This is a genomic window from Kribbella kalugense (assembly GCF_004365875.1).
In the GTDB taxonomy this organism is placed as follows: domain Bacteria; phylum Actinomycetota; class Actinomycetes; order Propionibacteriales; family Kribbellaceae; genus Kribbella; species Kribbella kalugense.
This window is the reverse complement of the sequence record NZ_SODF01000001.1, coordinates 1,923,213-1,938,331: the sequence shown is the minus strand read 5'-3', so window position 1 is coordinate 1,938,331 and position 15,119 is coordinate 1,923,213. Positions and strand designations below refer to the sequence as shown.

The 15,119-nt window shown below is 67.1% G+C and carries 11 protein-coding genes and 1 tRNA gene; all 12 read left to right on the top strand.

Annotated features, from left to right (window positions below):
- Positions 1–85 precede the first annotated feature (85 nt).
- The 12 genes from gcvP to EV650_RS09060 all read left to right on the top strand — a co-directional run bounded on the left by gcvP (position 86) and on the right by EV650_RS09060 (position 15,045).
- The gene (gcvP, locus tag EV650_RS09115; RefSeq protein ID WP_134117251.1) at positions 86–2,917 is read left to right on the top strand and encodes an aminomethyl-transferring glycine dehydrogenase; all 2,832 of its coding nucleotides are present in this window, start codon (positions 86–88) and stop codon (positions 2,915–2,917) included.
- Positions 2,917–4,215 (top strand): serine hydrolase domain-containing protein, encoded by a 1,299-nt coding sequence (locus EV650_RS09110; protein WP_134117249.1) that lies wholly within the window; start codon positions 2,917–2,919, stop codon positions 4,213–4,215. Before gcvP ends, EV650_RS09110 begins: the two co-directional genes overlap by 1 nt.
- 47 nt (positions 4,216–4,262) lie before the next feature.
- Positions 4,263–4,628 (top strand): type II toxin-antitoxin system RelE/ParE family toxin, encoded by a 366-nt coding sequence (locus tag EV650_RS09105; RefSeq protein ID WP_134117247.1) that lies wholly within the window; start codon positions 4,263–4,265, stop codon positions 4,626–4,628.
- Entirely contained in the window at positions 4,625–4,942 is a 318-nt protein-coding gene (locus tag EV650_RS09100) for a helix-turn-helix domain-containing protein (RefSeq protein WP_134117245.1), read from the top strand. Before EV650_RS09105 ends, EV650_RS09100 begins: the two co-directional genes overlap by 4 nt.
- Before the next feature lie 40 nt (positions 4,943–4,982).
- Positions 4,983–5,054, top strand: a tRNA-Ser gene (locus EV650_RS09095).
- 27 nt (positions 5,055–5,081) lie between these two features.
- Positions 5,082–7,388, top strand: a complete 2,307-nt coding sequence (locus EV650_RS09090; RefSeq protein WP_134117243.1) for a hypothetical protein — start codon at positions 5,082–5,084, stop codon at positions 7,386–7,388.
- Positions 7,389–7,471: 83 nt separating this feature from the next.
- Positions 7,472–8,959 carry a pyridoxal phosphate-dependent decarboxylase family protein gene (locus EV650_RS09085; RefSeq protein ID WP_134117241.1) on the top strand — a complete coding sequence of 496 codons (1,488 nt, stop codon included), beginning with the start codon at positions 7,472–7,474 and terminating at the stop codon, positions 8,957–8,959.
- Positions 8,956–10,566: an IucA/IucC family protein gene (locus EV650_RS09080; protein ID WP_134117239.1), complete on the top strand. Its 1,611-nt coding sequence runs from the start codon at positions 8,956–8,958 to the stop codon at positions 10,564–10,566. Before EV650_RS09085 ends, EV650_RS09080 begins: the two co-directional genes overlap by 4 nt.
- Positions 10,563–11,084 (top strand): GNAT family N-acetyltransferase, encoded by a 522-nt coding sequence (locus tag EV650_RS09075; RefSeq protein WP_134117237.1) that lies wholly within the window; start codon positions 10,563–10,565, stop codon positions 11,082–11,084. Before EV650_RS09080 ends, EV650_RS09075 begins: the two co-directional genes overlap by 4 nt.
- A 1-nt stretch (position 11,085) precedes the next feature.
- Positions 11,086–12,348 (top strand): lysine N(6)-hydroxylase/L-ornithine N(5)-oxygenase family protein, encoded by a 1,263-nt coding sequence (locus tag EV650_RS09070; protein WP_134117235.1) that lies wholly within the window; start codon positions 11,086–11,088, stop codon positions 12,346–12,348.
- A complete protein-coding gene (locus EV650_RS09065; RefSeq protein WP_134117233.1) occupies positions 12,345–14,066 on the top strand; it encodes an IucA/IucC family protein in 1,722 nt (573 codons plus the stop codon). The genes EV650_RS09070 and EV650_RS09065 overlap by 4 nt, the downstream gene beginning before the upstream one ends.
- A 298-nt stretch (positions 14,067–14,364) precedes the next feature.
- Complete coding sequence (locus EV650_RS09060; protein ID WP_134117231.1) at positions 14,365–15,045, top strand: hypothetical protein; 681 nt, start codon at positions 14,365–14,367, stop codon at positions 15,043–15,045.
- Positions 15,046–15,119 lie beyond the last annotated feature (74 nt).

The window sequence follows — 15,119 nt, the reverse complement described above, 5'->3', positions numbered from 1 at the left end:
GACTCTGAAGCACCCGTTGTTGAAACTGACACGGGCGTGACAGAGGGGGAGGCGACCGGAAGCATTGTCAGCAACGGAGCCTCTCATGACCGAACTCTCTGCGATCTTCGCCGACCGCCACATCGGACCACGCCCGGACGAGGTCGCCCGGATGGTGCAGCTTCTCGGGTACGCCGATGTCGACGCGCTGGTCGACGCCGCCGTACCCGCCTCGATCCGGTCGGCCGAGCCGCTCCGGCTGCCCGAGCCGGCCTCCGAGGTCGACGCGCTGACCGAGCTCCGCCAGCTCGCCGCCCGCAACAACGTCGCCACCTCGATGATCGGCCAGGGGTACTTCGGCACCTTCACGCCGTCCGTCATCGTCCGCCGCCTGGTCGAGAACCCGGCCTGGTACACGGCCTACACGCCGTACCAGCCGGAGATCTCGCAGGGCCGGCTCGAGGCCCTGCTGAACTTCCAGACCGTCGTCTCCGACCTGACCGGCCTGCCGACCGCGAACGCGTCGCTGCTCGACGAGGGCACCGCCGCCGCCGAGGCGATGACGCTGGCGCACCGGTCGAACAAGAAGAGTAAGTCCGACCGCTTCCTGGTCGACGCCGACTGCTTCGCCCAGACCATCGCGGTCGTGCGGACCCGGGCCGAGGCGCTCGGCATCGAGGTGGTCGTCGCCGACACCACGGACGGTCTGCCCGAGGGCGACTTCTTCGGCTTCCTCGTGCAGTACCCGGGCTCGAACGGCGTCGTCCGCGACCTGAAGCCGCTGATCGAGGCGGCCCACGAGCGCGAGACGTTGGTTGCCGTCGCCTCCGATCTGCTCGCGTTGACGTTGCTCGAGGCACCGGGTGAGGCCGGCGCCGACATCGTCATCGGATCCTCGCAGCGCTTCGGCGTACCGCTGTTCTACGGCGGTCCGCACGCCGGGTTCATGTCCGTCCGGTCCGGGCTGGAGCGGTCGTTGCCCGGTCGTCTCGTCGGGGTCTCGGTCGACGCCGACGGCGCCCCGGCGTACCGGCTGGCGCTGCAGACCCGCGAGCAGCACATCCGCCGCGAGAAGGCGACTTCCAACATCTGTACGGCGCAGGTCCTGCTGGCCGTGGTCGCCTCGATGTACGCCGTCTACCACGGACCGGACGGCCTTCGCGCGATCGCTGAGCGGGTCCACAACTACGCCGGCAAGCTGGCCGCGTCGCTGCGTGCGGGTGGGGTCGAGGTCGTGCACGACGACTTCTTCGACACCGTGCTCGCCCGAGTGCCGGGTCAGGCCGCCGACGTGGTGGATGCCGCGCGGCAGAACGGGATCTGGCTGCGGCTCGTCGACGCGGACCACGTCGGCATCTCCTGCGACGAGAAGACCGACGTCGCCACGCTGACCCGGGTCTGCCAGTCCTTCGGTGTGCAGTACGACGACACGCTGAGCGCTGCCGCGATCGCAGTACCGCGAACCACGGAGTACCTGACCCACCCGGTGTTCAACACGCACCGGTCCGAGACGGCGATGCTGCGGTACCTGCGCAAGCTGTCCGACAAGGACTACGCGCTGGACCGCGGGATGATCCCGCTCGGGTCCTGCACGATGAAGCTGAACGCGACCACCGAGATGGAAGCAGTCACCTGGCCCGAGTTCGCGGACATGCATCCGCTGGCGCCGATCGAGGACGCGGCCGGGTACGTGAAGCTGATCGGTCAGCTGGAGCGCTGGCTGGCCGAGGTCACCGGCTACGCGAAGGTCTCGATCCAGCCGAACGCCGGCTCGCAGGGTGAGCTCGCCGGTCTGCTGGCGATCCGCGGGTACCACCACGGGCGTGGGGATCTCGAGCGGAACGTCTGCCTGATCCCGGCGTCGGCGCACGGTACGAACGCCGCGTCCGCGGTGATGGCCGGCATGAAGGTAGTCGTTGTCAAGGGCAACGACGACGGCACGATCGACCTGGACGACCTGCGGGGGAAGGCTTCTGAGCACGCGGCCAAGCTGGCCGCGATCATGATCACCTACCCGTCGACGCACGGCGTCTACGAGGAGAGCGTCCGCGAGGTCTGCTCGATCGTCCACGAGCACGGCGGTCAGGTGTACGTCGATGGCGCGAACCTGAACGCGTTGCTCGGCCTGGCCAAGCCTGGTGAGTTCGGTGGCGACGTCTCGCATTTGAATCTGCACAAGACGTTCTGCATCCCGCACGGTGGCGGCGGCCCGGGTGTTGGCCCGGTCGCGGTCGCCGCGCACCTGGCGCCGTACCTGCCGAACCACCCGCTGCTCGACCAGGCCGGCCCGGAGTCCGGCGTCGGCCCGATCAGCGCGGCGCCGTTCGGATCCGCGGGCGTACTGGCGATCTCGTGGGCGTACATCCGGATGATGGGTGCGTCCGGGCTGACCGATGCGACGAAGGCCGCCGTACTGACCGCGAACTACGTAGCGAAGCGGCTCGAGGGCGCGTTCCCGGTGCTGTACACCGGCGAGAACGGGCTGGTCGCGCACGAGTGCATCCTGGATCTGCGGCCGATGACCAAGGAGACCGGGATCAGCGTCGACGACGTCGCGAAGCGGCTGATCGACTACGGCTTCCACGCGCCGACGATGTCGTTCCCGGTGGCCGGCACGCTGATGGTCGAGCCGACGGAATCAGAAGATCTAGGGGAACTGGATCGTTTTTGCGACGCGATGATCGCGATCCGGCACGAGATCGACCGGGTCGCCGCGGGGGAGTGGCCGGCCGCCGACAACCCGCTGGTCAACGCACCGCACACCGCCGAGTCGGTCATCAACGACAAGTGGGAGCACGCCTACACTCGCGAGGAGGCCGCGTTCCCCCGCTCGGTGGACCGCGCCTCGAAGTACTGGCCGCCGGTCCGCCGCATCGACGGCGCCTACGGCGACCGCAACCTGATCTGCTCCTGCCCAGCACCGGAGGCCTTCGAGTAATGTCCTTGCGCTCTGACACCGCCGCTGCTCTGTACGCCGAGATCGCGGCGGCTCAGAGCGAGGGGAAGTTGCCGTCGGTCAATGCCGGAGTGGTCCGGGACGGGGAGCTGGTCTGGACCGGGTCGCGCGGGCGGTTCGCGACGGCCGACGGGGCGTTGCCCGGTGCGGATGTGCAGTACCGGGTCGGGTCGATCACCAAGACGTTGACGGCGATCCTGGTACTGCAGTGCCGGGACGACGGACTGCTTGGGCTGAACGATGCCATCGGCAAGCATCTGCCGGGGATCGCGTTCGGGGACCGGACGATCCGGCACCTGCTCGCGCACAGCGGCGGGATGAACGCGGAGCCCGAAGGTCCTTGGTGGGAACGGAATCCCGGCGTCTCGTTCGACGAGCTGACCGCGGCGATGGACGACTCGCAGGCGGCCGGGTCGGCGGACCAGCGTCATCATTACTCGAATCTCGGGTACGGGTTGCTGGGCGAGATCGTGGCTCGGTTGCGCGGGTCGACCTGGCTCGAGTTGGTGCAGGAGCGCATCCTCGATCCGCTCGAGATGCGGCGTACGTCGTACTTCCCGACGGGAGCTGCTGCGCAAGGGTTCTCGGTGCATCCGTTCGGCGGGCAGCTGGTGCCGGAGCCGGCGTACGACTCGGGGGCGATGGCGCCAGCGGGGCAGTTGTGGAGCACGATCGAGGATCTGGCCCGGTACGCGTCGTTCTGGATCGACCCGGTGCCTGAGGTGCTGAGCCGGGACACGATCGACGAGATGGCGGCTCCGGTGGCGTCGGATCCACGGGAGGGGCTGACCGCGTCGTACGGGCTTGGTCTGCGGTTGATCGCTGACGACCCGCATCTGCTGATCGGTCACACCGGCTCGATGCCCGGGTTCCTGGCCGGTCTCTTCGTCGACCGGGTCCGCCGCGTGGGTGCGGTGACTCTCGGCAACGCGACGTACGGGCGGGTGGCGTCGCTCGCACCTGACCTGGTGCGGACGCTGACGGCGTACGAGCCGCCGATCGCGCAGGAGTGGGTGCCCGAGCCGACGCTTGCCCAGGGCACCGACCTGCTCGGCCACTGGTACTGGGGCAACACGCCACTCACAATCTCCGTCTCCGCCGGCATCCTCCAACTCTCCGGCGGCCTCACCACCCGCCTCTCACCCCTGGCCCCCGACCTCTACCAAGGCCGAGACGGCTACCTAGCCGGCGAAAAACTCCACGTAATCCGCACCAACAACACAATCTCCCACCTCAACATCGCCACATTCGTCCTGACCAGAACCCCGTACGGCGCCTAACGTCCGTCCGCAAACCCATCAGGTATACCATTTGCTATACTTCGGCTATGGCGATGCAGGAGTGGGATGTGTACATCGTCAACGAGGTGCGTGCGTGGATCGAAGGCTTGGACGGCGCCACGCACCGGCGGGTTGTGCAGGCAATCGATGCGCTGGCTGAGGTCGGCCCCGGGCTCGGACGACCGCTTGTCGACACGATCACCGGGTCCCGGCTGCCGAACCTGAAAGAGTTGAGACCGGGCACCGTGCGGATCCTGTTCGTGTTCGACCCATGGCGATCCAGCGTCCTGCTCGTGGCTGGCGACAAGGCAGGCAGATGGAAGTCTTGGTATGACGAGGCGATTCCTGTCGCGGAGCACCGTTACGAGATCTACCTGAAGGAACGGCAGGTCGAAGAGGAGGACGAGCGATGAGCAGTTACGTAAGATGGCGAGACATTCGCGAGCAGGCGGTTGCGCGCGCCGGTGGTGAGGAGAGTGTCGCGGCCGGCAAACAGGAGCTCCTTGCGGAGGTCCAGGGTCACCGCCTGGCGGAGATCCGGCGGGCTCGTGGGCTGACGCAAGCTCAGGTTGCCGAGCGGATGGGGGTCACCAAGGGCCGGGTTTCTCAGATTGAGCAGGGCAAGATCTCCGGACAAGAGGTTCTGCTCCGCTACGCGGTCGCGCTCGGTGGCCGTCTGCATCAGGCGATCTACTTCGACGACGGCGACATTGCTGCGATCGCCTGACCATCCCGACCCGGTGAGGCTACTAAGGTGTGACGCACTGCATGGAGTAGATCAGGGGTAGATCACCCGGCTGCTTACCGGGAGGGCGCAGGTTCGAGTCCTGCCTCCATGTCTCTTCTCGAGGGAGCGGGGGTTCCGGATGGCGGAGGAGGCGTGGGAGACGGCCTCGGCCGGCTACGCGATGGGCCGGCTGGAACAGGCCCTTGAGCGTGCGTTGACCGCCGACGATGCCGAGGTACGCCGTCGTGCCGCTGCCCGGGTCGATGCCTGGCGCAACGTTCTGGACGGGATGGCGTCCGGTCGCCTGACGATCGGATCGAGGACGCCGGTCGCGGAGACGCCTGCCTGGGTAACGCTTGAGGTGGCCCACGGCGGGTTCGCAACCGGGCGGTATCTGGCGGAGACGCCGCTGCGCGAGGATGAGTCGGCGCGACTGCCCGAGGACGCGCCGGGCGAGACCGACCGGGAGCGCCTCAACCTGTGGTTCCTCGGCGACGACGGGCTCGCCGAGCTCGGCCAGGCGCTTCGGACCGGGAACTACCGGATCGACGTGCCGGAAGAGTCGGCGCTGCTGGTCGTCGCCTGGTTGCTCGAGCGCGAGCAGCACGCCGCGGCGCTCGACCTCGTGTCCGAGCTGCGGCCGCTGATGCATCGGCTCCGGTTCACGCCGACGTTCAGCCCGTCCTCGACCCCGTCCGGGGCGGTGGTGCGGCTGCAGCCGGTCGCCGAGGTGCGCAGTACGTTGCGGCAGGCAACGGTACGGCCGCAGATCGCCGCGATGCTGGAGACTCTGCGGGTCTGGAACCCGCTCTACGACCGCCTGGTGGCGTTGTGGTGCGACACCGTCGACGACGAGCTGCCCGAGTTGACCGCCGACGGTGCGGTCGTCGGTGGTTGGCCGTGCCAGGTCTGGCCGGACGACTGGGTGGAACGGCGTTCCCAATGGCTCGACGAGTTCCGGGCTGCTGCTGAGGTCCATCGGCATCCCGGGGACAACTTCGCTCGGCTGCAGGCGGCGCTGGAGCGTTGTCCGTCGGACAGTTCGGCGCTGAGCGGTCGTGAGGTCGGCTGGATCCGTCGCGCGCTGGCCAACACGATCCAGGCGCACGGCGCGCCCGGATCGGAGGCTCGGGCAGCGCTGCGTGCGATGCAGAGTACGGTCGCCGCGCGGCCGACGTACGCGACCTTGGCGCACGTGCTGAGCTGCCGGCTGGATCGTTTTCCGGACGACGGTGGGTTGCCGACGCTCGACGCGATCGACGGTGAGGTGACCGCTGACGAGGTTCCCGCGGCGGCCGGCTCAGCCATGCCGGCGCACTTGCTGGCGAAGGCAGCGCGTGCACTCGAGGCTCCGATCGGTGAGTTGGTCGATCGCGGCGTGATCAGCTCGGGAGAGGTGCTCGCGAGGGTTCTGCCGCAGATCACGTCCCAGTTGCTCGCCGCCAACATCGAGGACCCGTCGCTGGCCGCCGCCTACGCCCAGACCTACGCGGCCTTTCGGCGTCGGCGCAGCCTCTTGCTGCTCAATCTCGAGCACCAGGTGCGCTTCGACGAACTTCCTTGGATTGAGGCGGTGGCGCCGCACCGCGATCGGCGTACCAAGGTGACCCGAGCCGCGGCGCAGTCGCTGCGCGAGACGACGGTCGTGGCTCTCACCGCGTTCCCGCAGGCGATCCTGCCGAATCCGCTCGTCCGGGAGTTCGGCGCGCTCGCCTCGCAGGCGGAGCTGAAGATGCCGCTCGTCGAGGAGGTCGCGGCCGACATCTTCATGGGGACGTTCACCCAGAAGTGGCGGACGGCGGCGTCGGTCGCGAGCCGGGTGCTGTTCGGGACGCTGTACGCGCAGTACTACGACCTGCCGCCGTCTTGGCCGACCTTGGAGCAGCCCCGGTACAAGCGCTGGGGCAAGGCGACCGCGGACGACTTCGCGGACGTGTGCCGCCAGCGGTCGCAGGAGGCAGCCAATGGCGGCGGTGGGTACGTCGCTCAGAACGGGACCGTGCTGGAGCAGAGCCAGATCCTGACGACGCACAACCTGGCCGCGCTGGTCGACGGGCTGCAGTTGACCGACTGGCTGCGGGAGGTGGCACCCGACCTGTCCGACCGCGCGTTCACCTGGGCGTTGCAGCGGCAGACCCAGCCGGTGACGACGTGGATCTCCGAGTTGCAGGGCATCAAGAACACGGCGTACGCGTGGCGGCAGGCGATCTTCTACCTGAGCTTCTGCGACCGCGCCGTACGACGTGACGTGCTGGCGCGACTCGAGTCGCGGGCCGATGCGCGCCTTGCACCGGCCGTCGAAGGTCTGCTGCAGGTGGCCGCGGGGGAGCGCTTCGCCGCGGAAGGCCGGACGGCCGGTGGCGGGCGCCGACTGCTCGGTTGGAGCGCCGGGCCGCATTGGTTGGCGCGGCCGGTTCGTGAGGATGTTCACGTCTCGGGTGGCTGAGTTGACACGGTGAGTGAGCCGGGCAAAAGTTAGGTCTGCCTTAGTAAGGCTTGCCTTACTCGACAACTTCCCGGGAGATCTGGATGTCGCAGCCCGCGCGTCTGACCGCGCTGCCCGCACCCGTCCGCGATCCGTTCGCCGACCGTTGGCCGCTGGCCTCGACGGTGTCGGATCGGGAGCGTGGACCGTTGCCGCACGGCTCGCCGGGAGCGGTACTGCGCCGGGCCGCCGAGGTACTGGGTGAGCCGCGGATCCCGTCGACCGGGGTAGGGGAGTCCGCCGCGCTCGACCTGATCGCGGGGCTGCTGGACCAGAACGGAATCGACCTGAGCCACCCGCACGCGGCGGCCCACCTGCAGCCGCCGGTGCTCCAGGTCGCGGTGGACGCGGACGCGCTGGCGTCGGCCTCGAACGCCTCGATGGACACGTACGACTCCGGTCCGGCGACGCTCGCGATCGAGCAGTGGGTCGTGAAGGCGCTGGCCGGCCTGGCCGGATTCGGCCCGGAGGCGGACGGCGTACTCACGCCAGGCGGCTCGATCTCGAACCTGCTCGCGGTCCTGATCGCCCGCGACAGTGCGGCCGCTGCCGCGGGGGTCGACGTACGGCGGAACGGTCTGGAGGGGCTGTTTCGGCCGGTCGTGTTCTGCTCCGAGCTCGCCCACTTCTCGGTCCAGCGAGCCTGTGCCGCCCTCGGGCTCGGTGAGTCGGCGGCGATCACGATTCCGTCCGACGAGAACTTCCGGATGCGCACCGACATACTCGCGGACGAGTTGGCCAAGCCTGGCCGTACGCCGGTCGCCGTGATCGCGACGGCCGGTACGACGGACTTCGGATCGATCGACCCGATCGCTGACGTCGCCTCGTTGGCGCGCGCGCATGGGGCTTGGGTGCATGTGGACGCGGCGTACGGGTTCGGGGCGCTGTTCTCCGAGCGGCTCGCGCCGTTGCTGGCCGAGCTGCCGGTGGCGGACTCGGTCACGCTGGACCTGCACAAGATCGGCTGGCAGCCGGCCGCGACCAGCGTGCTGCTGGTGGCCGACCGGACCCGGTTCTCCGCTTTCGACCGCTCGGTGGATTACCTGAACCCGGCCGACGACATCGATTCCGGGCTGGACGGCCTGCTCGGCCGCAGCCTGCAGACCACCCGTCGCCCGGACGCGGTCAAGGTCGCCACCACGTTGACGGCTTACGGACGGTCCGAACTGGGAACGATGCTCGACACCTGTCACGAGCTCGCGCACGCCGCCGCGGCCAGGGTCGTTGCCGACAGCAACCTCGAGTTGCTGGCGCCGGTAACCCTGACCACGGTGCTGTTCCGGGTCGCCGGGCAGGGGCTGGAGCCGGTCGTGCTGGACGCGCTTCAGGGTGAGGTCCGGCGCCGGTTGCTGACGTCCGGGCGGGTGCTGATCGGCCGGACGAAACTGCCGGCCCGCGACGGCCGCCCGGCCGCGGTCGCGTTGAAGTTGACGCTGCTGAACCCGAACGCCACCGCGACGGACATCGAGGACCTGCTCGACCAGGTCGTGGCCACCGGCCTCGACGTCCTGACCGGAGAGGGAGCGGCGTGAGTATTGCGGTTGCTGCGCATCTGAACGCGATCCTGCGGTGCTACACCCGTGAATCGTCCGTGCCGGTGGCTGTCGGACCATTATCGCTCTCCGTGGGCGCGACGGTGGTCACGGCGCGGGTAGAGCATGCGTCGCGGACGGGGTTGCATCAGTTCGCCGACGTGCTGGTGGACGGCGTACCAGCTGTTCCTGAGGACTTGGTGCGGGTGCTGTCCGTGGACGCCGATCCGGCGGAGATCGACGATCTGGTGGCGCGTACGGCGGAGTCGGTGCGCAATGTTGGGTTGTTTCTTGAGGGAGCCGAGTTCGGGCCGGGCCGGTTTCTGGAGTTCGAGCAGGCGTTGCTGTTCGGGCATCTGAATCATCCGGCGCCGAAGAGCCGGGACGGATTGAGCGGTGCCGAGTTGGCGGCGTACTCGCCGGAGCTCGGTGGCCGTTTCGCAGTGCACTGGTTCGAAGCCGACGCCGAATTGGTGTCGTCGGACCAGGTGGCCGGCGCGCCCTCGCTGCAGGGACTGGACGCTGTGCAGCTGATGGGCGCGCTGGCCGGTATCACCCCGTCGCCGGGGCGGGTGCTGATCCCGGCCCACCCGTGGCAGGCGGAATCGTTGCTGCATCGTCCGCGGGTGGCTTCGCTGGTCGCTTCCGGGCGGCTGAAGGCCTTGGGTCCGCACGGGCCGGAGTGGTACCCGACGTCTTCGCTGCGAACGGTCTTTCACCCGGACCAGCCGGTGATGCTGAAGCTGTCGCTCGGTCTGCGGATCACCAACTCGCGGCGGGAGTCGACACCGACCGAACTGCGCCGCGGGCTGGAGATCAACCGGCTGCTCGACGCGGCGTACAACGCTGGTACGGCGACCGCCCACCCGCGGTTCGTGATCGTCAGGGACCCGGCCTGGGTCGCTCTTGACGAAGGTGGACCAACATTGACTGGTCTTGACGTTGCTGTACGAGAAGTGCCAACAGACGTCAACAGTTACGCATGTTTGGCGGGTCTCGTCGCGCCGCGTCCGGGCGGGGTCAGCCGGTTGAGTGTCTACGCGGCGGAGGATCCGGCCGGCTGGGTAGCGGCGTACATCGACAATGTGCTGGTCCCGATGCTGCACCTGTACGCCGAGACCGGTATCGGGCTCGAGGCGCATCAGCAGAACACGCTGGTGCGGCTGGACGGAGCTGGGCGGATCAAGGGTGGTGCGTACCGCGACAACCAGGGGTACTACCTCGCGTCGTCGTACCTGCGTGGTCTGCTCGGGGTGACCGGGCTGCGTGACTCGACGCTGGCGGTGGTCGACGATCCGATTGTCGATGACCGGCTGACCTACTACCTGCTCCACAACCAGGCGCTGGCCGTGGTTGGTTGTCTGGCGGCCGACGGGGTCGCTGACGAGTCTGAGCTGCTCAGTGTGGTGCGAGAACGCCTGACGCACGCGTTGCCTCTGCTGAAGGCTGCTGGACCGGACGGTGATCGGCTGGCGCGTCGGTGGCTCGAAGCGGAGACCCTGCCGTGCAAGGCGAACATGCTGACGCGGCTGCGCGGTATCGACGAGGTAGTGGCGCCGTTGGACGCCCAGTCGGTGTACCTCGACATTCCGAACCCGCTGCGGTGAATCTGGACAGCGGCTTCGAGCTGCGCCCAGCTGTGCCCGCCGACGCTGCCCGGATCGCAGTGTGGATGTCGCAGCCGCACATCCAGCGCTGGTGGCAGCAGGACTGGTCAGTCGAACGTTGGGCCTCCGAGATCTCGGGGCAGGCAGCAGGTGAGCACTCGGTGCCCTGCATTGCCGCGGTCGACGACGATGACTTCGGCTATGTCGAGCTGTACCGCGTGCGCCTCGACCGGCTGGCGGAGTACTACTCGTACGACGAAAACGACTGGGGAGTCCACGTCGCGATCGGCGACGGGACCCGGGTCGGCCGCGGCCTTGGACGCCAACTGCTGCGTGCGCTCGCCGATGCGGTGCTGCAGGCAGACCCAGCCTGTCGCCGTGTAGTGGCCGAGCCCGACATCGAGAACACCCCGTCCATTCGCGCCTTTGGCGCGGCGGGCTTCGTCCAGCACGGGGAGCTACAGCTGCCCGACAAGACAGCAGTACTGATGGTCCGCACCCGGACTCTGGAGGCGTGAGATGTACGACGTGATTGCGATCGGCTGTGGGCCGTTCAACCTCGGCCTGGCCGCGCTGGCCTCCGAGGTGAGGGATGTGGAGCTCGCCGTGCTGGACAGCCGGCCTGAGTTCACGTGGCACCGAGGGCTGATGTTCGAGGACGCGATGCTGCAGGTGTCGTTTCTGGCGGACCTGGTGTCGTTGGTCGAGCCGGCGCACCACCTGTCGTTTCTGTCGTATTTGAAGGACAGTGACCGGCTATATCAGTTCTATGTGCGGGAGAAGTTTCACCCGACGCGGCGTGAGTACGAGACGTACCTGCGGTGGTGTGCTGCGCAGCTGGACTCGCTGCACTTCGGTCATCACGTGCGGGACGCGGTGTGGAACGGCTCTGCGTTTGAGCTGACCGTGGAGCGCGGCGACGCCGTGGAGACCTTCGAAGCGCGCCACCTGGTAGTTGGCGTCGGCACAGAGCCGTCTGTGCCCGCTGCGCTGGCTGGGCTGCCTGAGGAGCGTTTCCTCCACTCTGCGGACTACCTGTTCCGGCGGGACGACCTGCTCCGCTCGGGCCACGTGACCGTCGTCGGCTCGGGCCAGTCCGGTGCTGAGTGCTTTTTGGACCTGCTCCGCTCTGACGGTCCAGCAGTGTCGTGGCTGACGCGTACGGCGGCGTTCACGCCGCTGGACTACTCGAAGCTCGTGCTCGAGATGACCACACCGTCGTACGTCGACTACTTCCATGGACTGGACGAGCCGGCGCGCGACCGACTGGTGAAAGACCAGTGGCGCCACTACAAGGGCATCTCGTCGGAGACGCTGGAGGACATCCACGACGTTCTCTACGCACGCGACCTGAGCGCTCTGCCCGCTGAGCTGCAGGTCGGCGTGGGCGTCGTGGCCGCGGTCGCCCGCGCTGACGGCCTTGAACTGACAATGCTGCACGCCGACAGCGGCAAGACCTTCCAGCACAGCACGGGCGCAGTAGTAGCCGCCACCGGCTACCGCAACCGCCCCTTGCCCTTCATGGAGTCGCTGCAGTCGCAGATCGAGCACGACGCCGCTGGCCGCTGGGTGATCAACCGCGACCACAGCTTGGCAACTTCTGATGCTCTGGCCGGCCGCCTTTTCGTGGCCAACGCGGACCTGCACTCCCACGGCGTAGCGGCCCCGGACTTAGGCATCGGCGCGATCCGGAACGCCGGCATCCTGAACAGCATCGCCGGCCGCGAGGTGTTCCGGCTGCCCAAGTCGACCGCCTTCACGACGTTTGCGATCCCCGGATGAGTGACCTCTGGACGTCGTGCTCTTCGCAGCTTTTGGCGAAGCTGATCTCCCAGTTCTGCACCGAGGGTCTACTGGAGCCCGTCGACAACCGGTTGGACCTCGGTCCGGTGTCGTACACGTTTGAAGCAACCCGTGGTGGCTTCGGCAGTTGGCGAGTCGATCCGGCGTCAATCCGTCGTACCACGGCCGGAATCCTCGGCAACGACGAGAGCGAGCTCGCCACCGACCCGATCCGGTTCTTCGTCGAAGCAGCCGACGTACTGGACCTCGACGGCTCGACCATCGCCGGCTACCTAGCCGAACTAACAAGCACACTGGCAGCCGACGTACGCATGGCGTCGACTGCTCTGCCTGTGGGCGAGCTGCTCGACCTCCACCACAGCCGCCTAGAAGGCCACCTGACCGGCCACCCGCTCCTGGTTGCCAACAAGGGCCGCCTGGGCTTCTCCGCTTCCGACAGCGAGCGCTACGCCCCCGAAGCCCGTACTCCGGTGCGCCTGACCTGGCTCGCCGTACGCCGAGGCCTGGCCGAATTCCGCGGTACGCCGGACCTGTCGGAGCACGCGGTGCTGGAACGCGAACTGGACCCATCGGTCATCGAAGCCTTCCGCGCCGAGCTGGACGACCCCGACACCTACGTCTGGCTCCCATGCCACCCCTGGCAACTGGACCACGTCATCCGCACCCAATGGGCCCGCGAACTAGCCACCGGCGAAATCGTCATCCTGGGGGAGGGGCCGGACGACTACCTGCCCACCCAATCCATCCGCACCATGGTCAACATCTCCAACCCGGCGCGCTATCAGGTAAAGCTCCCCCTGAAAATCCTCAACACCTCCGTCTACAGAGGCATCCCGCCCCACTGCACCCTCGCCGCCCCCATGATCACCCAATGGCTCCGAGGCCTCTGGTCCCGCGACGAAACCTTCCGCACCCTAGGCACCGAACTCCTCGGCGAAGTCGCCTCCGTCACCGTCCCGCACCCGCAACTGTCCGCCCCGGGCATCCCCTACCAATGGACCGAAACCCTCGGCGTCATCTGGCGAGACCCCATCGACCCCCGCCTCCGCCCTGACGAAACCGTCTGGCCGCTGGCCGCCGTCTTACATCCCGGACTAGCCCAGGAACTGATTATCCGATCCGGAACCGATCCCCAGACCTGGCTGAGCCGCCTCCTCTCTACCCTCCTTCGGCCCTTGCTCCACCTCCTCCACCACTACGGCATCACCGTCAACCCACACGGTGAAAACCTGGCCGTCATCTGCGACCCTTCAGGGCTGCCCAGCCGCCTCGTCATCAAAGACCTCGTCGACGACATCAACGTATCGACCGACTTCATACCGGCCCGGGGAGGCGAACCCGATTCGCACGCACGAGTCCTACCGAGAAAGCCCTGGAAGGTTCTTCGGCAGTACATCGTCGACGCGTTGCTATTGGGCGTTCTAAATCCGCTTACCGCAGAGCCTCTCATCCCCGAGAAAGAATTCTGGGGATTGGTTCGGGGGGAAATAGACCGTTATGTTTCCGCTCATCCGGAACTTGCTGCGCGATTGTCTGAAACAGCATTCTCGGGGAAGAATTTCCGGCGATATCCCTTGAATGGATATCGACTCGCTCTCGGTTATACGGACCTGGATACGAGACCTACGATCCCCGAGGCCGGTGTCATGCCGAACCCTCTGCACGAGGCGCAACCGATCGTGCCCGCAACCCCCTGACCGAACAGATCCCTGCGGGGAGTGGTGCGGCGCCTTGCGAAGGACCTAGCCGAACCGGTAAAACGCCTCATGCATTTGCTCCGTGCAGGTGATGCGTGAGATGTCCGCACCTACGGTTGAGCACTATCCGTCACAACACTCAGGTTGGCCGTCACTCTTCGTCAGCAATCTAAGTGCATCGACCGATCTCGGCGCTCAGGTTCGTCAGTCAGATACGGTCGGTGTTGGCGTCGCTACTCATTGTCCTCTAGGCTCGGCTGTCGACAGCATTGATCGGTCAGATGGAGTCAACGGGGACATGCTCGACGATCATGGCGTCCCCGGCATGGACGCAGTCAGGGGCCTTCTGCCGGAAATGGATGCCGCGAGCCGTGCCGCCATGCCTCCGCAGCCGGACACTCAGCTCGCGCCTGCGGAAGGAATAGTGCCGGCGCGGCAGACGACTCTAGTCGGCGACCGACTGTCGACCCCCCCGGTATTTCGTCGGCGGTTTGTCGAGCAATTGCGCAGGCATCGAAGTGTTCTTCTTGAGGCGTGGTCGCCGGAAACAGTTTATCCTGGAACTGACGCAATGCAGCTAACTGATCAGCCCGCGTCAAAGGGCCAATGCGGCGTGAGTTCTGCGTGGCTGCTTCCGAGGCTCAGTTGGTTACGGCGTTTCCGTGCCACCTACTGTGTTGGCTATGTCGTGTTTGAGGGAAGAGACTCGGGGAGCGATGTCCTCCACTGCTGGATCGAGATCGGCGGCACACGGTCGGGCAGGCGCCTTGTCATCGATCTGACCTGCGATCAATTCGACGACCTCAGCGACCGGGACCTGGTCTGTGAGCCTTACAAGACTCTGGTCAACCAATCGATTGAATACAGAGCCGGCAGTCGGATGCGTTTCAACGACCTTCGTCACGACCCGGTCTGGCACCGGTACGAGCGTCTTGATGCGGATATCCGTCACTCCACGCAGCAACGGCTCGCCCTCTGATCCCGAACAGTTGAGCGGAGCTCGGGTTGGTCCCGGTCGCCGTGAGTGCGGCCGACTAGACTGAGCTGAAGCTG

Coding starts and splice junctions, on each gene's coding strand:
- EV650_RS09070 (WP_134117235.1), top strand. CDS start 11,086: ATGTACGACGTGATTGCGATCGGCTGTGGGCCGTTCAACCTCGGCCTG.
- EV650_RS09100 (WP_134117245.1), top strand. CDS start 4,625: ATGAGCAGTTACGTAAGATGGCGAGACATTCGCGAGCAGGCGGTTGCG.
- EV650_RS09090 (WP_134117243.1), top strand. CDS start 5,082: ATGGCGGAGGAGGCGTGGGAGACGGCCTCGGCCGGCTACGCGATGGGC.
- EV650_RS09110 (WP_134117249.1), top strand. CDS start 2,917: ATGTCCTTGCGCTCTGACACCGCCGCTGCTCTGTACGCCGAGATCGCG.
- EV650_RS09085 (WP_134117241.1), top strand. CDS start 7,472: ATGTCGCAGCCCGCGCGTCTGACCGCGCTGCCCGCACCCGTCCGCGAT.
- EV650_RS09060 (WP_134117231.1), top strand. CDS start 14,365: ATGCTCGACGATCATGGCGTCCCCGGCATGGACGCAGTCAGGGGCCTT.
- gcvP (WP_134117251.1), top strand. CDS start 86: ATGACCGAACTCTCTGCGATCTTCGCCGACCGCCACATCGGACCACGC.
- EV650_RS09065 (WP_134117233.1), top strand. CDS start 12,345: ATGAGTGACCTCTGGACGTCGTGCTCTTCGCAGCTTTTGGCGAAGCTG.
- EV650_RS09105 (WP_134117247.1), top strand. CDS start 4,263: ATGGCGATGCAGGAGTGGGATGTGTACATCGTCAACGAGGTGCGTGCG.